The 17,939-nt window shown below is 65.2% G+C and carries 15 protein-coding genes; 9 read left to right on the forward strand and 6 right to left on the reverse strand.

Annotated features, from left to right (window positions below; all coding sequences use genetic code 11):
• Nucleotides 1-51: 51 nt before the first annotated feature.
• Nucleotides 52-1,302 (reverse strand): type IV pilus twitching motility protein PilT, encoded by a 1,251-nt coding sequence (locus IPQ13_12665; GenBank protein MBL0211742.1) that lies wholly within the window; start codon nt 1,300-1,302, stop codon nt 52-54.
• A 265-nt stretch (nt 1,303-1,567) separates the two neighbouring features.
• Between IPQ13_12665 and typA the strand changes: the two genes are divergently transcribed.
• The 6 genes from typA to mtnA all read left to right on the forward strand — a co-directional run bounded on the left by typA (nt 1,568) and on the right by mtnA (nt 7,691).
• Nucleotides 1,568-3,391, forward strand: a complete 1,824-nt coding sequence (gene typA / locus IPQ13_12670) for a translational GTPase TypA (protein MBL0211743.1) — start codon at nt 1,568-1,570, stop codon at nt 3,389-3,391.
• A 303-nt stretch (nt 3,392-3,694) separates the two neighbouring features.
• The gene (locus IPQ13_12675; protein MBL0211744.1) at nt 3,695-4,405 is read left to right on the forward strand and encodes a YdcF family protein; all 711 of its coding nucleotides are present in this window, start codon (nt 3,695-3,697) and stop codon (nt 4,403-4,405) included.
• A gap of 36 nt (nt 4,406-4,441) precedes the next feature.
• A complete protein-coding gene (gene rsmI, locus IPQ13_12680) occupies nt 4,442-5,293 on the forward strand; it encodes a 16S rRNA (cytidine(1402)-2'-O)-methyltransferase (GenBank protein ID MBL0211745.1) in 852 nt (283 codons plus the stop codon).
• A 127-nt stretch (nt 5,294-5,420) separates the two neighbouring features.
• A complete protein-coding gene (locus IPQ13_12685) occupies nt 5,421-6,023 on the forward strand; it encodes a hypothetical protein (GenBank protein MBL0211746.1) in 603 nt (200 codons plus the stop codon).
• 4 nt (nt 6,024-6,027) lie between these two features.
• On the forward strand, nt 6,028-6,678 hold the full coding sequence (locus IPQ13_12690) for a class II aldolase/adducin family protein (GenBank protein MBL0211747.1): 651 nt from the start codon (nt 6,028-6,030) through the stop codon (nt 6,676-6,678).
• The gene (gene mtnA / locus IPQ13_12695; GenBank protein MBL0211748.1) at nt 6,675-7,691 is read left to right on the forward strand and encodes an S-methyl-5-thioribose-1-phosphate isomerase; all 1,017 of its coding nucleotides are present in this window, start codon (nt 6,675-6,677) and stop codon (nt 7,689-7,691) included. Before IPQ13_12690 ends, mtnA begins: the two co-directional genes overlap by 4 nt.
• On the opposite strand, the gene IPQ13_12700 is transcribed toward mtnA, so the two are convergent.
• Genes IPQ13_12700 through IPQ13_12715 form a run of 4 tightly spaced genes read right to left on the reverse strand, consistent with a single transcriptional unit; the run spans nt 7,688 to nt 11,552 of the window.
• A complete protein-coding gene (locus tag IPQ13_12700; GenBank protein ID MBL0211749.1) occupies nt 7,688-8,809 on the reverse strand; it encodes a molybdopterin molybdotransferase MoeA in 1,122 nt (373 codons plus the stop codon). The two genes, mtnA and IPQ13_12700, sit on opposite strands and share 4 nt — an antisense overlap.
• Before the next feature lie 9 nt (nt 8,810-8,818).
• Entirely contained in the window at nt 8,819-9,634 is an 816-nt protein-coding gene (locus tag IPQ13_12705) for a cupin domain-containing protein (GenBank protein ID MBL0211750.1), read from the reverse strand.
• Nucleotides 9,631-10,287: an RNA polymerase sigma factor gene (locus IPQ13_12710; protein ID MBL0211751.1), complete on the reverse strand. Its 657-nt coding sequence runs from the start codon at nt 10,285-10,287 to the stop codon at nt 9,631-9,633. Before IPQ13_12710 ends, IPQ13_12705 begins: the two co-directional genes overlap by 4 nt.
• A 23-nt stretch (nt 10,288-10,310) precedes the next feature.
• Nucleotides 10,311-11,552, reverse strand: a complete 1,242-nt coding sequence (locus IPQ13_12715) for a HAMP domain-containing histidine kinase (protein ID MBL0211752.1) — start codon at nt 11,550-11,552, stop codon at nt 10,311-10,313.
• Between the two features lie 125 nt (nt 11,553-11,677).
• Between IPQ13_12715 and IPQ13_12720 the strand changes: the two genes are divergently transcribed.
• From IPQ13_12720 to IPQ13_12730, 3 genes are all read left to right on the forward strand, one after another.
• Complete coding sequence (locus IPQ13_12720) at nt 11,678-13,150, forward strand: GAF domain-containing sensor histidine kinase (GenBank protein MBL0211753.1); 1,473 nt, start codon at nt 11,678-11,680, stop codon at nt 13,148-13,150.
• Nucleotides 13,151-13,261: 111 nt separating this feature from the next.
• On the forward strand, nt 13,262-14,689 hold the full coding sequence (locus IPQ13_12725; protein MBL0211754.1) for a hypothetical protein: 1,428 nt from the start codon (nt 13,262-13,264) through the stop codon (nt 14,687-14,689).
• 103 nt (nt 14,690-14,792) lie between these two features.
• Complete coding sequence (locus IPQ13_12730) at nt 14,793-16,001, forward strand: DegT/DnrJ/EryC1/StrS aminotransferase family protein (protein ID MBL0211755.1); 1,209 nt, start codon at nt 14,793-14,795, stop codon at nt 15,999-16,001.
• A gap of 45 nt (nt 16,002-16,046) precedes the next feature.
• Here the strand turns inward: IPQ13_12730 and IPQ13_12735 are convergent, their stop codons facing one another.
• Entirely contained in the window at nt 16,047-17,888 is a 1,842-nt protein-coding gene (locus tag IPQ13_12735; GenBank protein MBL0211756.1) for a tetratricopeptide repeat protein, read from the reverse strand.
• Nucleotides 17,889-17,939: the final 51 nt, after the last annotated feature.

Consider the following 17,939-nt stretch of genomic DNA (forward strand, 5'->3'; position numbering starts at 1 on the left):
ACTACTCTAGATCAAGAAGCGATAAAAAGCGGGAAATGTTGCAGTTCGAGTTTAGCGGCCGAGTCCGATCTTAAGATCGGATTGCGGCGGGGGCAAAGGCGTCGTGGAGCTTTTCGGCGCCAAGATGGGCTCTGGCAGGACCGGAGAAGCCTTGCTGCCGGATTCGCGCCCCGCGCCCTGGCTGATGGTCATCTGGTTTTCCATGTTGCCCCGGGCGGCGTCCGAAGCCGAGGAGACGCCCTCGAGCTTCAGCTTGAACTCGCCCACGTTGGTGGCGCGCTTGAGGGCTTCCTCCTCGGTGATGAGGTCCTGCTTCAGGAGGAAGTAGAGGCTCTGGTCGAAGGTCTGCATCCCGTACTGGGAGGTGCCCGAGGCGATGACATCGCGCAGGTTCTTGGTCTTGTCCTTGTCTTCGATGCAGGTGCGGACGGTCTCGGTGGTGATGAGCACCTCGATGGCGGGCACGCGGCCCTGGCCGTCGGAGCGGGGCACCAGGCGCTGGCTGATGACCGCCTTCAGCACCGCCGCCATCTGCAGGCGCACCTGCTTCTGGTGGTGCGGCGGGAAGACGGAAATGATGCGGTTGATGGTTTCCGTGGCATCCAGCGTATGGAGCGTCGAGAAGACCAGATGCCCCGTCTCGGCCGCGTGGAGGGCGGTCTCGATGGTTTCCAGGTCGCGCATCTCGCCCACGAGGATGACGTCCGGGTCCTGGCGCAGCGCGGAACGGAGCGCCGCCGAAAAGCTCGTGCAGTCGGCCCCCACCTCGCGCTGGTTGACGATGCTCTGGTTGTCCCGGTGGAGGTACTCGATGGGATCCTCGATGGTGAGCACATGCTCGATGCGCGTGGCGTTGATGAGGTCGATCATGGCGGCGAGCGTGGTGGATTTTCCTGAGCCCGTGGTGCCGGTGACCAGCACCATGCCGCGCTGCTCTTCGCAGATCTTGGCCAGCACCTTGGGCAGCATCAGGTCCTCGATGGAGTAGATGCGCCGGGGGATCACGCGCAGCACCAGCCCCACGGTGCCGCGCTGGTTGAAGACGTTGCAGCGGAACCGGCCCAGGGCCGGCACCGAGTAGGCCAGATCGATATCCAGGTATTCTTTGAATTTCGATTTCTGCTTGTCGCTCGCCATGATGCTGTAGGCCATCGCGATGGTGTCCTCCTGCACCAGCCGCTTGAACTGCGTCATGGGGACCAGGCGGCCCTTGATGCGGGCCACCGGATGGTTGCCCACCTTCAAATGCAAGTCGGAGGCACCGAGCTCGCACACGGCCGTGAGGAGTTCATTGATTTGCATGGGAGCTCTCCCAGGAACAGGGGGGGTGGAGTGGAACCATCCTACTCCACCCCCGGAGGAAGCCGCTGCGACAAAATTGCCGGGCGGTGCCGGTGGCGGCACCCCAGGCAGGCGTTCCGAAATCTTCACTAAGGGAATCCCGGTAAGGCTGGTAAAATCGAAGGTTCGGCCCTCTTGATGCCCTCCCCGCGGGCTTGAAGGGTGGGTCGAATCTGCACCCTACCCTCGATGCCCCACGAAGGGCACGCCGTTCATTTGGATGCCCATGACTCCTCTCGAAAAAATCCGCAACATCGCCATCATTGCCCACGTCGACCACGGCAAGACCACCCTGGTGGACGCCATGTTCAAGGGCGCCCACATGTTCCGGGACAACCAGAAGGTCCAGGAACGGGCCATGGACAGCAACGACCAGGAGCGGGAGCGCGGCATCACCATCCTGGCCAAGACCACGTCCATCCATTGGGCGGGCCATCGCTTCAACATCGTGGATACGCCCGGCCACGCGGATTTCGGCGGCGAGGTCGAGCGCGTGCTCTCCATGGTGGATTCAGTGCTGCTGGTGGTGGATGCCTTCGACGGCCCCATGCCCCAGACCAAGTTCGTGACCCGCAAAGCCCTGGCCCTCGGCCTGAAGCCCATCGTGGTCATCAACAAGGTGGACCGCCCCGGCGCCCGGCCCCACTTCGCCCAGGACGCGGTTTTCGAGCTGTTCATGGAGCTCGGCGCCACGGATGCGCAGTTGGATTTCCCCACGGTCTTCGCCTCCGCCAAGCAGGGCTACGCGATGATGGACGTCAACGACAACAGCGAGACCCTGGACCCGCTCTTCGATACCATCGCCAACTACTGCCCGCCTCCCAGCGGCGATCCCGCGGCTCCGCTGCAGATGCTCGTCACCCTCATGGACTACAACGATTTCGTGGGCCAGATCGGCATCGGGCGCATCTTCAACGGCACTATTCGAGTGGGCGAGAATGTGGCGCTGGTGAAGCGCGACGGCTCCATCCAGAACCAGAAAGTCACCCAGCTCTACGGCTTCGAGGGCCTCACCCGCGTGCCCCAGACCGAAGCCGGCACCGGCGAGATCGTGGCCATCGCGGGCATCCCCGACATCCGCGTGGGCGAGACCATCGCGTCGGCGGAATCCCCCATGGCTCTGGAATACGTGGACATCGACGAGCCCACCATTTCGATGATGTTCATGGTGAACAACGGCCCCTTCGCAGGGCAGGACGGGAAGCATGTGCAGTCGCGGCGCATCCGCGAACGGCTCACGAAGGAGCTGCAGCACAACGTCGCCCTCCGCGTCGAGGACACCGAGACGCCAGACTCCTTCAAGGTCAGCGGCCGCGGCGAACTGCATTTGAGCGTGCTCATCGAGTCCATGCGCCGCGAAGGCTTCGAGCTGTGCGTGAGCCGCCCGGAGGTCATCCTGCACACCACCGAGCAGGGCGAAAAGCAGGAGCCCTACGAAGACCTCACCGTGGACGTGCCGGAGTCCTACATGGGCGTGGTCATGGAAAAGCTCGGCATGCGCAAGGCGGAAATGCAGGACATGGGCCAGGAGCTGGGCCGCGTCCGCCTGCACTTCAAGATCCCCTCCCGCGGCCTCATCGGCTACCGCTCCGAGTTCATGACCGACACCCGCGGCGAAGGCATCATCAACAGCATCTTCAGCCACTACGGCCCCTACAAGGGCGAGCTGCCGGGCCGCAAGAACGGCGTGCTGATCAGCATGGAAACCTGCGAAACCGTCGGCTTCGCGCTGATGAACCTGGAGGACCGGGGCATCATCTTCCTTCACCCCGGCACCAAGTGCTACGAAGGCATGATCGTGGGCGAGCACGCCCGGGAGAACGACCTGGTGGTGAACGTGGCCAAGGGCAAGAAGCTGTCGAACATGCGCTCCTCCGGCGCCGACGAAGCCACCCGCCTGACCCCGCCCCGGGAGCACACCCTGGAGCAGGCGCTGGAGTACATCCAGAACGATGAACTGGTCGAAGTGACCCCGAACTTCATCCGCATGCGCAAGCGCGTCCTGGACGAAGCCGACCGGAAAAAGGCCGAGAAGCGCGCGCTGGTTTAGCAGCGAACAGCCGCGGACGGCGGGGATGAAAAAGGATGAAATAGGGAGAGGGGGCTGATCCAGTCCCCCTTTTTTTCTCCCCGCGAATCCCCGTTTGTCCCCGGCTTAAAATCTTTTTTGGCCGGGGACAAACGAGGATTCGCGGGGACAATACAAGGTCGTAATTCGGTTTTTATCCTCGGCTACCCATGCGACTCGGCGAGGAACCTTTTTTGTGGGGAATCAGTTCGCCTTCAAGAAGACCTTGGTTCCTTTTCTCAAGGCGCTGGTGCAACATCGTGTTGATGCTTTGACCGAGGTGCCATGACCGATGGGGGACCGACACCGATCTACGCCGCGCCGCCTCGCGCCACCTTCTGGCAGATGCTCGGACCGGGGGGGCTCGTGTCCTTCGGGTTGGCACTACTCGGCGGCGGCCTGCTGCTGGGCGTGCCGGTGTTCTGGCGGCTCCGCCAGGTGCTCAAGGCCGCGAATGGGGCTGCTTTCGAGCCGTCGGATGTGATACTGGTGCTCGGCAGGCGCTTGCAGAACGACCGTCCCACACCGGTCTTCGAGGCCCGGCTGGATCACGCGGCGGGGCTCCTGCGCGAGGGCCTGGCGCCGCGGATCGTGATCGCGGGAGGGCTCACCGGAAAGGCGAGCCTCAGCGAAGCGGAGGTTGGCCGGGAGCGCTTGGTCGGTCAGGGCATCGCGCCCGAAAAAATCCTGGTGGAGGACTGCAGCCAGCACACCCTGGAGAATCTTTTCAATCTGCGCGAAACGCTGCGGGGCGAGAATTGGAAGTCCTTGATCCTGGTGTCCGATCCTCTGCACCTGGCCCGTGCCGGTGCCCTGGCGCGCGGCCTGGGCCTGGAGTTCCGATGCTCGCCCGCCACCGCCTGCCCGCCGCTCCGTGGAAGCTCGGGGTGGTGGGCCCGCGCCTGCTACGAAGCCTTTCTGCTGCACTGGTACCACACCGGCGTCGCCTATAGCCGGGTCATCAAGTCCGAAAGGCAGCTCTCCCGGCTGACCTGAGCCGCTGCTTCGGCGCCGAACTGCCAGAATGGTTCCATGCCCGGCCACCTCATCCTCGTCCCCACGCCCTTGGGCAATCTCGGCGATCTCACGCATCGGGCGGTGCAGGCGCTGGAGGGCTGCGACCTGGTAGCCTGCGAGGACACCCGGCGCACGGGGGGGCTGCTGGCCCACCTCGGCATCGACAAGCCACTGCAGCGCTTCGACGACCACGCGTCCCAGGAGGCCTTTGATCGCGTGACGTCGGCGTTGATCAACAGCCAGACCGTGGCCTACTGCTCAGACGCGGGCATGCCGGGCATCAACGATCCGGGCTTCGAGATCGCGCGGATCGCGAGGGAGAACGGCATCAAGGTGACGGTGCTGCCGGGGGCTTCGGCGGTGACGCTTGCCGTGGTCGCCAGCGGCCTTCCCAGCCACGCCTTCAGCTTTTGGGGCTACCTGCCCAGCCGCAGCGAACCGCGCAAAACCATGCTGAAAAAACTCGGCAGCCAGGAGGAAACCGTCGTCGTGTTCGAAACGCCCCACCGCATCCACGAAACCCTTTCGGAATTGGTGGAGCTGCTGCCGGAGCGGGAGATCGCCCTGGGCCGCGAACTCACCAAATTGCACGAGAGCTGGTACCGGGGCACGCCCGCACAGGTGATCGAACAACTGGGCAATGAGAGCCGCGGCGAGATGGTGCTGGTCATGGCCGGCGCCGACGCCAAACGCACGGTGACGGAAGCGCAGAGCGATTTCGACGGCGCCGCGTTGCCCGAATGGGCCGTGCGCTACCTCGACGCCGCCCGGGAAGGCGGCATGACCCTGCGCGAAGCGGTGAAACCCCTGGCCAGGCATATGAAGGTGAGCGCGTCGGACTTGTACAAGCTGGCGGTGGAGCTTTGAGTCGAGAGATCAGAGTCAAGAGTCGAGGGTCAAGAGTTGAGAGTCGAGAGTAAAAAAAATCTGGAGTAGAGGGTCGAGCGTCACCCGCCCACGCCATATGGATCCTGAATTTCCAAAGCAGCCACGCATGATGCCTTCTACATTCAGCTTGGACGACGCGCTGCACCTGCGTCACAGCCGTGTGTACGCGCTGGTGGTGCTGCTGGCCATGATCGCCCACACCATCATCAAATGGCGGCTCGGCACATTGCCCGAGCTGCTCTGGGGCTGCAATGTAGCCAGCTTCTGCATCATCGCGGGGCTCTGGTTCCGGTCCCCCCAAGCCGTGGCTGTGGGGTTCCTGTGGCACGTGTGCATCGGCGATCCCGCGTATGTGGTGGAGGTGGTCCGAAGCGGCCACACCGGCTGGACCTCTGTATTGGTCCACAGCCTGCCTCCCTTGGCCGCCTATTTCTACCTGCGCCGCACCGGTCTGCCCCGCAGCGCGCCGTTCCTCGCGCTGATCCTGTTCATCGCCCTGGTGCCCATCAGCCATTACCTGACTCCAGAGCGCCTCAACATCAACCTGGCCCATGACCGGCTGTGGTTCCTGAAGGCGCAGTTCCCCGGCAACTGGAGCTACCGGCTGGCGTTCTCCACCGGGATGCTGGGGATCCTGCTCATCGGCGACGCGCTGCTGGCCTTGGTTTTGAAGCGGCCTCCCAAGTCGGCCATGAATCCGTCATCCTGATGGCATGGATGAACCCGGAATCCTGAATGCCATGGTGGAGGCCTGCCGCCGCCTCCACGCCCGGAACCTGCTGGCGGCGGCGGATGGCAACATTTCCTGCCGCCTTCCCTTCAACCGCATCGCCATCACGCCCGCGGGGGTCAACAAAGCGCAGCTGCGGGCCCAGGACATGGCCTTCATGCAGTTGAACGGCCTCGTGATCAAGGGCAAACCCAGCAGCGAACGGCTCATGCACCAGGCCGTGTACCGTGCCTGTCCCGAGGCCTTTTGCGTGGTCCATGCGCATCCGCCCACGGCCATCGCCTGGAGCCTGGCCCGGCCGGACCTCGAATTCCTGCCGGATGAAGCCCTGCCCGAAGTCATCCTCGCGGCGGGACGGATTCCCATCGTGCCCTACGCGAGGCCGGGCACCGCGGCCATGGGGGAGGCGCTGGCGGAGTATCTGCCCCAGCATCGCCTGATGATCCTGGCCCGGCATGGGGCGCTGTGCTGGGGTGAGACAATCGAGGATGCCTACAATGGCATCGAGCGGTTGGAACATGTGTGCCAGATCCTGAAATCCGCAACGGAACTCGGCGGGCTCCACTCGCTGCCCCCAGGTGAACTGGCCGCGCTCCGGGAACTCCGGGCCCGGCAGGGGCCGAAGATCCTATGAGAGCCCTCCAATCCCTCGCCCTGCGCTTCGATGGCAAGCGGCTTTCCATCCTGGACCAGAGCCTCCTGCCGGGGGCCGAGGTCTGGGTGGATGTCACCGACCCCCGGGCCATGATCGAGGCCATCCAGAAATTGCAAGTGCGCGGCGCTCCACTGCTGGGTGTGGCGGCGGCGCTCTGCCTGGCCTGCGTCGCCGAGAGCGGCGCATCCCACGCGCAGCTGGAGAGCGACGCGCTGTGGCTGCGCCGGGCGCGGCCCACGGCTGTGAACCTGATGTGGGCCCTGGACCGGCTACGGCACGTGCTGGAGCGGGGCGGCTCCAAGGATGACCTGATCCTCGAAGCGGAACACATCTTCCTGGAGGACGTGCTGCTTTGCGAGCACATGGCGGAGCATGGCGCGGCGCTGATCAGGGGCGGCGAATCCCTGCTCACCCATTGCAACACCGGGGGCCTCGCGACGGTGGGCGTGGGCACGGCCCTCGGCGTGATCCATAAGGCCCACCTGCAGAACAAGCGCATCCATGTGTTCGTGGACGAGACCCGCCCGCTGCTGCAGGGCGCGCGGCTCACCGCCTGGGAACTGGAAAAGCTGGACATCCCCCACACCCTCATCACCGACAGCATGGCCGCCATCCTCATGCGGGATGGCCGGGTGGACCGGGTGCTGGTGGGCGCCGACCGCATCGCCGTGAACGGGGATTTCGCCAACAAGGTGGGCACCTACGGGCTCGCCGTGCAGGCGCATTTCCATGGCGTCCCCTTCCATCCCGTGGCGCCCTATTCGACCGTGGACACCCATTGCGCGCGCGGCAGCGACATCCCCATCGAAGAGCGGGCCGTCTCGGAAGTGCTGGGCTTCCGGGAACTGCAATGGGCGCCGGAGGGGACGGACGTTTTCAATCCCTCCTTCGATGTGACACCGGTGGACCTGGTGACCAGCCTGGTGCTGGACCGCGGCGTCATCAGCCAAGCGGATTTGAAGGCGGGAAAGCTCGCTGGCGGCGCGCTCTAAACCACCTGGAGGTACTTCGTCTCCCCGGCTTCCATTCCGCCCTCGGGGATCCATGCGCATGCATCGGCCTGGGCGAGCGTGATGAGGTCGCCGCTGCCCTTGGATCGAAGGGGCGTCAGGCGGCCGTCCTGGAGCCTGCAGGGCAGCAGCAGGGGGCGGTCGCCGGGATTTTTCACGGCTTCCCCGAGGTGGCCGCGTTTCCATGGATCAGGTTCGATGCTGCCTTCCAGTCCGCTGAGGACCACCGGCAGAAACAGCAGGGCATTGAGGTAGGCGCTTTGGGGATTGCCGGGCAGCCCGAGGACCACACGGTCGCCGAGAAGGGCCACCAGCATGGGCTTCCCGGGCTTCAGGCGGATTTTATGGAAGAGGATGTTGGCGCCCAGTGCCTTCAGCACCGATGGCAGATGGTCTTTATCGCCCATGCTCACGCCGCCGCTGGTTAGCAGCACCTGCACATTGCCGAGGTCCGACAGGCGCCGCTGGAGGGCCTCCGGATCATCCGGCAGGCTGGGCAGTCTCCGGGCATCCGCGCCCAGGCGGTGGGCCAGGGCGGCGAGCATGGGGCCGTTGGAGTCGCGGATCTGGTGGGGCAGGGGCACGCCGGCCAGCTCATCTCCGGTGCTGGCGATGCCCGCCTGGATGCGGCGGGGCGGTTCAGGTTCCATCCCGATCTGGGCCGCCAGGCCCGCACGCGCGGCGGTGGAAGGGCCGCCGCCGGGCAGCAGGAGTTCCCCGGCCCGGGCCTGGGAACCGCGCGTGCGGATGGCTTCACCGGGCTTGGGGGGCCTGGCGGGAAAGATGCGATCCCCTTCGATCCGCAGCTCCTCGACGGGGACCACCGCATCCGCGCCCGCGGGCAAAGCGGCGCCGGTCATGATGCGCACGGCTTCATGGGGGCCGATGTGGAACCGGGAAGGATCATCTCCGGCGTACAAGGTGCCGAGGAGGATCCGTGGAGCGTCCCCCTCCGCATGGCGCATGGCCGCGCCATCCATGGCGCTGCGGTCCAGCGCGGGATCATCGCGGTCGGCGGTGAGCCGGGGCGAACCTTTCCGCGGGAGGGCCGCGCGGACCAAGGCCAAGGCTTCATCCAGAGGCAGAAGGGTCTCGCGCATCCACCGATCTTACGACATCCGCTCCGCGAAGGACTGGACGGCGCCGCGCCAGCCGCTCAAGCGAACGCCAGGGCTCTCCAGCCGCGTGAGGGTCCAGCAGACATCCGTTCCGCGCCCCTGCAATTCCCGATGGTCCGAACCGGACGCCTGGTGGAACCAGTCTCCGGCGATGCCGTAGCACAGGGTGTCCTCGGCCTGGCCGGACAGCAGGAGCACATGCTCTTCGCCTTGGTGCCGGTGGTCCGGGAACCGTTGCCCCGGGGGCAGGAGGATCATGTGCAGCGTCGCGCCTGTCCGGGGATCCTTGCTGAGAAAGGCGCTGCTGCACCCATTGAGCAGGGTTTTGGTCCATTTCCACTTTTCCAAGGGCGGCAGCTCCTCCAGGACGGACTCCGGCAGGAATGGCTCGGCCACCGGCCTGCCCTCTTGGGCCTGGATGGCGCCGTAGGCCATGGCCATCAGGCGCATGGGCCCGTCCGCCGAACCATCGGCAATGGCCTTTTCCACGAAGGCCGGCATGGGATGCGATGAGCATCGATGGATCTGGGAATTCCGATCCTTCGCGGTCAGGCGGCCCCCGGCCTGGAGCCTTGCCAGGACGGCCTCCAAGGCGCCCCTGGCTTCGGAGGATGGCGCAGGGGCCTCGTCGGAAACAGCCCGCTGGAAAATGTTGGGAATGGCCTGGAGCGACTCCAGCATCGCGCGGCAGGGCTTGCACATCCTCAGGTGGAGGCTGAACCTCAAGCGGAGGCTGGGAGCCAGAAGATGCTCCTGATACTCGGGGATGATCCGCAGGACCTCCTCGCAGGTGAGCAGTGGATTCATGGGCGGCCTCCGTCCGTCCGTTTGGGGGCGCTGACATTACCCTGCGCGGCTCCGCGCACCTGGGCGGCGAAGGCCACCAGATGCCCCCGCATGCCAAGGTGGGCCCGGTGCAGGCGCTGGCGGACCAGATCGCGGGAAATCCCCAGGTGCATGGCGATGTCCTCGGTGTCCCAGCCCTCCAGGTCCTTCAGCACGAAGACCGCCCGCTGATCGTCCGAGAGCCTGTCCAGGCCTTCCACGACCTTGGCCCGCAGTTGAAGACGTTCAGCCATTTCGAGTGCCTCCGCATCCTGGCGCCATGCCAGGACTGAATCCGTGTCCTTGAGATGCCCGTCGTCGCTGAAACGTGGCTGAAAATTTTCAACGGAATCTTCCCTGCGCCTCATCCGGGAGCGCCGGAGCATGAGGGCTTCGTTCACGCAGATGCGGTAGGCCCAGGTGCTGAATTTGCTTTTGCCCTCGAATTTACCCAATTCCAGGTGGATGCTCAGCAGAGCCTCCTGCAGGGCGTCCTGGGCATCGGTGGGATCCCCGAGGATGCGCTGGATCACCGTGAACAACATGCCCAGGGAAGGCTCCACCAGCGCGGCGAAAGCCTGGCCATCCCCTTCCCGCGCCGCCGCGATCAGCTCCTGCTCTTGGGTGGAATCCATGGAAGGATCTTAACGCGGTTGGCTCAGCGGATGAGCCTGGGAAGGCGGATGGTGAAACTGGAGCCGAGGCCCTTGCCTCGGCTGGCCACCCGGATATCGCCGTGGTGCCGCAGGATGATCTCCTTGCTCAGGAACAGGCCGAGGCCCGACCCCGCCGCCTGCCGGGTGAGCTCGTCGCCGACGCGGTAGAAGGGCTGGAAGATCCGCGACATCTCCTTGCCCGCGATCCCGTTGCCACGGTCCGAGACGACGATGAAGACGTCGTCCCGGTCTCCATCCAGGGTCACGGTGGTCTCCCGGGGCACATCGGCATATTTGAACGCGTTGGAAAGCAGATTTTCCACCACCGTTCCAAGGCCTTTGGGGTCCGCCATGGCCCAGATGTCCCTGCCGAGCTCTGTGGTCAGGTTCAATGCGCCGGGGCCGAGGCGGTTCGCCATGGTGTCGCAGACGTTTTTCAGCCACGGTTCCAGATCCAGGGGCTCCAGCTTGAGTTCCAGGCTCCCGGCTTCCGCCCGGGCCGCCTCCAGCAGGTTGCTGACCAGTTCCGTGAGGCGCTCCAGGTCCTTGCCCATCAGCTCGTGGATCCTGGCCTTGCGCTCTTCGTTGAGTTCCCTCGTGAACAGGGTTTCGGTCCAGACCTGGAGCGCCGCGATGGGAGTCTTCAATTCATGGGTGACGGTGGCGATGAAGTTCCGCTGGCGCAGCACGAGCTCCATCTCGGTGTTGAGCTTCCTGTAGATGTAGATGAGCCCCAGCAGGACACCCAGGGCCATGAATCCCCCCTGCGCGGCAACGGTCCACAAGGCCTGGCGGCGTTGCCGGGCCAGGGTGTCCAGGGGGTCCTTGCGGAGGGTGATGTAGGCGGAGTAGTCGAAGAGCGGAGGGTCGTCCTCGGCCACGGGATCGGCGACCACGGCCACGTAGGGAAAGCGCGTCTCGATGGCCTTCCGCCTGATTTCCAGCGGAGGGAGATTGACTTCCTGGGCCTCCACCACGACGCGGCCCTGGATGGTGGGCCCTTGTCCCACAGCGGGAAAGGCGCGCAGCCGGGCCAGGATGTCCTTGGTGTCCATCTGCCAGGCTTCGGCGCGGCCCGCCCGCAACTGGCTGATCCGCGCATCCTGGAAGGCCTGCGTCTCGTGGATCTGCAGGCTGATCCACCAGCCGAGCTGCGAGCAGAGCAGCAGCGACACGCTCCAGAAAATGATGCGCTGGGTGCGGACCCTGCGAAGGTGGACTTTCATGGGGACAGTATGGGCCATGGGCTGCGGGTCCAGAGGCATGAGTCGAAGGCCGGGAGCGGCGCCCCCGAGGCCGGGTTGGCCACCTCGCGCCCTGCCGCCTCGCGCCTTGGCAGTTCCAGCGGGTAGCGTCATGCTGATAGGCCATGGACCCCAACCCGATCCCGAGCCCGAAGACGGGAACTCCGCCGAGCGCAGCGCCCAAGGGCGAGGGCGGGCTCGTGGCCAGCGGCGGCCAGAAGGCGGGACCGGCGGCTTCAGAAGCCAAAGTGGAGGCCTCGGGCAAGGTGCTCGCGGAGCTGGTCCAGGCCCAGCGCCAGTTGAGCCAGGTGACCCTGGAACTGAGCGATCTGAAGAGCAGCCTCGGCCGGCGCGGCCACCAGATGTCCGTCCTGCAGCACGTGGCGGAGATCCTGGCGGCCACCACCAAGGTGACCCAGGTGGCGGATGTGGTGCTGGACGTCATGGTCCAGGAATTCGGCTCCAAGCGCTGCCTGGTCTGGGTTCTGGAAGACGGCGGCACCGCCTTCCAGCCCCGTAGCGGATTCGGGATATCCAAGGCGGAATGGACGGAATTCCGCCTGCCTGCGCCCAACCCCTTTCCCGATTCGCCCATCGTCCTCTACCAGTGCCAGTGGCTGGAAAACCAACTGGACGGCCCAGTGGTGGAACAGCTCAAGGTGGATTCCAACACCCGGATCTTCTTCGTGCCCTTCGAGAACCAGCTGCTGGTCATGGGGTTCGCTCTCCTGGCCCTGCCCGCGGGGCATGACTGGGAGGAGGAGGACCTCGACGCCCTGTCCATCCTCCAGCAGCTGGCGGCGGTGAGCATCTACAACGCCTGGCTGTTCAGGGACTTGTCGGAGCAACGCGACGCCTTGCAGAGCCAGACCCTTGCGCTGGAAAAGGCCAATACCGCGCTCAGGGACTCAGACCGCATCAAGAGCGAATTCCTGGCCCTCACCAGCCATGAACTGCGGACCCCGCTGACGGGAATCCTGGGCTTCACCCGCCTCGTGATGGACGGCCTCTACACCTCCGAAGCCGACATGAAGCAGATGCTGCAATCGAGCTATTCCAGCGGGAAACACCTGCTTGAGCTGCTGAACGACATCCTGGACCTGGCCAAGATCGAGAGCGGCAAGCTGGAGGTCCGGTCCGAGCCCGTCAGCCTTTATGTGGTCGTGGAGGAAGTCCGTCCCATCGTGGAAGCCTATCCCCGCCACAAGGGCGTGGAGCTGATCTTCCCGGCCAACCTTAAGGAAATTCCCGAGGTGATGGTGGATCCCGGCCGTCTGCAGCAGGTGCTGCTCAACTTGCTCTCCAATGCTTTGAAATTCACGAAGGATGGGAGCGTGGAAATCCGCGTGGAGCGCGGGCCCGGCGTGGCCATGCTGCATGTGGTGGACACGGGCATCGGCGTCAGCCCGGATGCCCAGGAGCGATTGTTCCAGAAATTCGTCCAGGCCGATGGCGGCCATGCGCGGGAATACGGCGGCACAGGCCTGGGGCTCGTCATTTGCCGGCGCCTCATGGAAATGATGGGCGGGAGCATTTCGCTTTCTAGCGAAGGCCAGGGCAAAGGCACTACCATGACCTTGACCATGCAGATAGCCTAGGGTCCGCCGCAGATTCACCAGAGGTCTTCCAGCTCTCCTGTTGCGGCCCCGCCCGTCGGACTAAGGACGACACAGGGCTACGAGCCAGGCCGCCGAAAGCACCCAGTTCCGATGTCCACCACCCAGCCCATGCCCTTGCAGCAGGATCCCGACAAAGGACGGGCCCGTTCGTCCGGGGATTTCGATTCGGCGGTGGAAGCCTGGCGCGTGGTGCTGCAGGCGGACAACAAGCTGGACCAGATGACCGAGACCGTGAATGGCCTCATGAGCCAGCTCTGGCAGCGCAGCCGGCAGATGATGCGGATCCGCGCCTTGGCGGAGCACCTCTCCATCTCCGGCCGGCCGAAGGATCTCGGAGACCACCTCCTGGGGGCCCTTTACGGCGAGCTGGGCTGCGTGCATGGCGTGATCTGGCGGCTGGCTGCGACCGGCTTCGATGCCGTGGCCTCCCTGCGCCTGGACGACCTGAATCTGGAAAACCACATACTGCCCGCACCCAATCCGCTCCCGGATTCGGCCGTCCTACCTTTCCAGGCCCAGTGGCTCGACCTGAAATCGCTCCCCAAGGCGATCCAGATGCTGCGTGTGGACCCCCGTTCCGAGCTCTACTACCTCCCCTTCGAATTCCAGCTCAACCTGACCGGTTTCGCCATCCTGGCCTTGCCGAGGGACCGCGTCTTTTCCGAATCCGAGCAGGAATTCCTGAGCGTCATCCAGCGGATGACGGCGCTGGTCCTGGACAATACCTGGCTCTACCGCAAGCTGGTGGACCGGGAGGAGAAGCTGGAGACCCTGGCCCTCCACCTCCACTCGCAGAGGGAGGAACTGGCCCAGTCCAACCGGGCGCTGCGGGATGTGGACGCCAGCCGCCTGGCCTTCATCTCCTTCGCGGGGGAGGCCCTGAGAAAGCAGCTCGCCAGCCAGCTCGGCTACCTCCGCCTGCTGATGAGCGGCGCCGGAGAGGAAGACGAGCGCGCGGCCTTCCTGAAGGGCAGCAGCACCCTCGGCTCCCAGATGCTGGAGGTGCTGAACGATCTGGTGGAATGGACCAAACTGGCGGGCGGCGTGCCCATGGAAGAGCCGTATGCCCTGGCGCTGGGCCCCGTGATCGACGAGTTGAAGATGGTGTTCGGCACCTTCCCGCCGAAAAAACACGTCCTCATCGATTGGCCCTTCACGGAAGGCGTGCCCGACATCGTGACCGATCCGGAAAGGCTGAAACAGGTGCTCCTGAACCTGCTGCTGCGGGCCCAGCACGATCTGGACCACGGCTTCATCCCCTTCTGGATCGAACGGGCACCCCTGAGCCTGAATCTGAGCCTCCGGTTGCGCATGGCCAACCTCGACCCGGCCCTGGCCCGGGCGGCCCTCGCGCCCCACAGTTTCGACGGCGATTCGAATTTCGCGCAAGGGCAGGTGGGCGCCGGCCTCGGGCTTGTGATGGGCCAGCGCCTGATGAAAGCTGTCGGGGGCAACCTGCGGGTGGAACCCTCGGATGAAGGCGGCAGCATCATCAGCGTGGATGTGCCGTTGGCCTGAAGCCGGTTGCGGGCAGCGAGCTGCGGGCCATGGGCCCGGCAGCCCACTCAAAGCTGGTTGGCGCCTCCAACGGCGCCCGGTAGCCTGGAGCCTGGAGCCCGCCATGCCCTATGCCCGCCGCGAGACATTCCTGCCCTTCACCCGGCCCATGATTGGACAGGCCGAGATCGACGAGCTGATCGATTCCATCCACAGCGGCTGGATCACCACGGGGCCGAAAAGCGCGAAATTCGAAGAAGAACTTGAACGCTACAACGGCGTCCCCTATTGCCGGGTCATGAACAGCGCCACCACCGCCCAGGAAATCACGATGCAGGTGCTCGGCCTGCAACCGGGCGACGAGGTCATCACCACGTCCCTGACGTGGGTGAGCACGCTTTCGACCGTGGTGCTGCAAGGCGGCGTTCCGGTGCTGGTGGATATCGATCCGGTGACGCTCAACATGGATCCATCGAAGCTCGAGGCGGCCATCACGCCCCGCACCAAGGGCATCATCCCCGTGCACCTCACGGGGCTGCCCTGCAGCATGGATGAAATCTGGACCATCGCCGAAAAGCATGGCCTCTGGGTGGTGGAGGACGCGGCGCAGGCCATGGGGGCGACCTACAGGGGCGCCAAGATCGGCGGTGATCCCCGCTCGGTGATGAGCGTCTACAGCTTCCACCCGAACAAGAACATGACCACCGGCGAAGGCGGCGCCATCGCCTTCTTCGATGAGGCCTACCTGCCGCGGATCCAGCGCCTGCGGTTCCATGGCATCGAGCGGGACGCGTGGAAGCGCCAGAGCAAGGAGGGCAGCGTCCACATCGACGTGGTGGAGCCCGCCCGCAAGGCCAACTTCATGGATCTGCAAGCGGCCCTGGGGCTCCATCAATTGGCGCAATTGGATGGCTTCAACACCCGCCGGGCCACGCTCTTCCATCGCTACCTGGAACTGCTGGGGGACATGGACGAGGTGAGGCTGCCGACGGCTGGCGACGCGGTCCATGGCCACTGCCACCACCTCTTCGTGCTCCGCATCCTGCCTGAAAAAGCGGGGCTCAGCCGGGATGGATTCGTCCAGGCCCTGAAAGAAGAAAACATCGGCACCGGCATCCACTACCGCCCCGCCCACGTCCATTCCTTCTACCGGGACTACTACGCGGAGCATGCCCACGCCATGCCCAAGGACGGCCTGCCCCACGCGGAATGGAGCGGTGAGCGGCTCCTGAGCCTGCCGCTATGGCCGGGGCTCACCGAAGCCGATCAGGACCAGGTGGTGGCCACCATCAAGCAGGTGATCGCCGGGGCAAAGGCGAGGATCGCGGTGTAGAGGAGCTGCCGAGCTTCATCCCCACGGCTCCGCCTTCGGACCCATTTATTTTTTCGGGGCCCGTCCCTGGCACCAATCCGTCCACATGGTTCTGAAGGCGCTTTCCAGGTCGCGGGTGAAGGTGGCTTCATTCCGCAACGGCGAAGCCGCCATCCGTGCCCGCAGGCCTGCGCGGAGCGCAGCGAGGCCGTCCAGGTCCGAGGCCAGCGCGATGGCCTTGGCGATGCAGGCGTCCGGATCCGCCGTGGCGAATTCTCTCAATCCGACAGCGTTCAGCAGGCTTCCGCTGACCCGGCTGGCATGGCGGTCCCCGGTCACGCTCAGCACCGGGACGCCCATCCACAGGGCTTCACAAGTCGTGGTGGTGCCCGCATAGGGGAAGGGATCCAGCGCGATGTCGATCTGGTTGTAGTGCCCGAGGTGGGCGGCGGTGTCAGGCATGAAGGGCAGCAACTGGATGCGTTCCTTTTCAATGCCATGGGCCGCGAAACGGCCGTGGCAATGTTCAGCCACGCCCGGATCCACCAGGCTTTGGGACTTGAGCATGAGCCGGCTGCCGGGTATCTGCCGCAGGATCGAAGACCAGGCGGCCACCGCGGGAAGCGTCAGTTTCGCCAGGTTGTTGAAACAGCCGAAGGTGATGTGGCCATTGGCGGCCGCAGGCAGCGGCCCCACTTCGGGCGATTCCGCTGGCGGCCGCCAGCAGTGGAAGGACCTGGGCAGGCGGAACGGAATTTCGGTGCCGCGCGATTTCCCATCTTCGGGATCATTCCAAACATCCGTGATGCGGTAGTCCATCTCCGGCAGCCCGGTGGTGGTGGGGTAGCCCAGCCAGGCCACCTGGACAGGCGCGGGGCGGCGGCCGAAAACGCCCAGACGGGCCGTGCGCGTGTGCCCGCCCAGGTCCACAAGCACATCAACCGCATCATGTTCAATGCGGGCGGCCGCATCGGCGTCTGAAAGCGCATCGATGGGCACCCATTTCGCGAGACCTTTGAACCGGGTGGAGACCTCATCCATTTGGGCCTGGTTCGCATAGAGGATGGGTTCGAAGGCTTCCCGGTCATGGGCCGCCAGAACCGGCTCGAAAAAGGCCGCCACCGCGTGCGCGCGGAAATCGCCGCCCACATAGCCGACCCGCAGGCGGCGGTCGGGTTTGCGCAGGTTGGGCCAGGCCTGCCGGGCTCCGGAGGATCGGCCCGGCATGGCGGTTCCCCAGACGCTGTGCGCTTTCAGGATCGAGTCCTCGCTGAGGCCCGCATCGTAGCTGAGCGTGCCCAGCAGGCTGGATTGCAGCGCCAGGTAGTTCGGTTCGAAGGACAAGGCCTTCTGATAGGCGTTCCGGGCTTCCCCGGCTTCGCCGAAGCCGATGAAGGCGTCGCCGATGGCTCCCCAGGCATCGGCATTGCCGGGCTCCTCCGCGACGGCCCGCTGCAAGGCATTCACGGCCTGGGCCGGAAGCCCTTTTCCGATGAGCGCGATGCCTTCCCGCATGGCCGGGCTGAAGCTCAAGGGGCGGGGCGGGGCATCGCGGTAGAGGCTCAAGCGCCAAAGCGCCTGCCGGCTTTCCTGGTGGGTGGGATCGGAAATCAGCGTGTCGATGTACCCATGCAGAGCATCGATCAAGCGTCCGGTGGCCTCCAGCGTGCGGGCCCGGTTGAAATGGATGGAGGTCGCCGTGGGGATCAGCGCCAGGGCCCTGTCGAAGTAGGGGACGGCCTCGGCCGGGCGGCCGTCCTGGGCGATGGCGATGCCCAGGAGATGCAGGGCGTTCGGCTCCTCGGGGGCATCGGCCAGGACCATCCGGAAGGCCAGGGCCGCATCAAGGTACTCGCCCTTCTCCAGGAGGTCGAGGCCGTGTTGGAGGGAAGGATGCAGTTCGTTCATTCCTCCATTGAACCGGACCGCGGTGGAATGGACAACTGAGCGGGCGCCTGG

The sequence above is a fragment of the Holophagaceae bacterium genome, assembly GCA_016720465.1.
GTDB lineage: Bacteria > Acidobacteriota > Holophagae > Holophagales > Holophagaceae > JANXPB01.

Bases quoted from the DNA above. Each gene is read 5' to 3' on its own strand.
- IPQ13_12735 (MBL0211756.1), bottom strand. From the start codon at position 17,888: ATGAACGAACTGCATCCTTCCCTCCAACACGGCCTCGACCTCCTGGAG.
- rsmI (MBL0211745.1), top strand. From the start codon at position 4,442: ATGCCCGGCCACCTCATCCTCGTCCCCACGCCCTTGGGCAATCTCGGC.
- IPQ13_12705 (MBL0211750.1), bottom strand. From the start codon at position 9,634: ATGAATCCACTGCTCACCTGCGAGGAGGTCCTGCGGATCATCCCCGAG.
- IPQ13_12675 (MBL0211744.1), top strand. From the start codon at position 3,695: ATGACCGATGGGGGACCGACACCGATCTACGCCGCGCCGCCTCGCGCC.
- typA (MBL0211743.1), top strand. From the start codon at position 1,568: ATGACTCCTCTCGAAAAAATCCGCAACATCGCCATCATTGCCCACGTC.
- IPQ13_12690 (MBL0211747.1), top strand. From the start codon at position 6,028: ATGGATGAACCCGGAATCCTGAATGCCATGGTGGAGGCCTGCCGCCGC.
- IPQ13_12725 (MBL0211754.1), top strand. From the start codon at position 13,262: ATGTCCACCACCCAGCCCATGCCCTTGCAGCAGGATCCCGACAAAGGA.
- IPQ13_12720 (MBL0211753.1), top strand. From the start codon at position 11,678: ATGGACCCCAACCCGATCCCGAGCCCGAAGACGGGAACTCCGCCGAGC.
- mtnA (MBL0211748.1), top strand. From the start codon at position 6,675: ATGAGAGCCCTCCAATCCCTCGCCCTGCGCTTCGATGGCAAGCGGCTT.
- IPQ13_12685 (MBL0211746.1), top strand. From the start codon at position 5,421: ATGATGCCTTCTACATTCAGCTTGGACGACGCGCTGCACCTGCGTCAC.
- IPQ13_12700 (MBL0211749.1), bottom strand. From the start codon at position 8,809: ATGCGCGAGACCCTTCTGCCTCTGGATGAAGCCTTGGCCTTGGTCCGC.
- IPQ13_12710 (MBL0211751.1), bottom strand. From the start codon at position 10,287: ATGGATTCCACCCAAGAGCAGGAGCTGATCGCGGCGGCGCGGGAAGGG.
- IPQ13_12730 (MBL0211755.1), top strand. From the start codon at position 14,793: ATGCCCTATGCCCGCCGCGAGACATTCCTGCCCTTCACCCGGCCCATG.
- IPQ13_12665 (MBL0211742.1), bottom strand. From the start codon at position 1,302: ATGCAAATCAATGAACTCCTCACGGCCGTGTGCGAGCTCGGTGCCTCC.
- IPQ13_12715 (MBL0211752.1), bottom strand. From the start codon at position 11,552: ATGGCCCATACTGTCCCCATGAAAGTCCACCTTCGCAGGGTCCGCACC.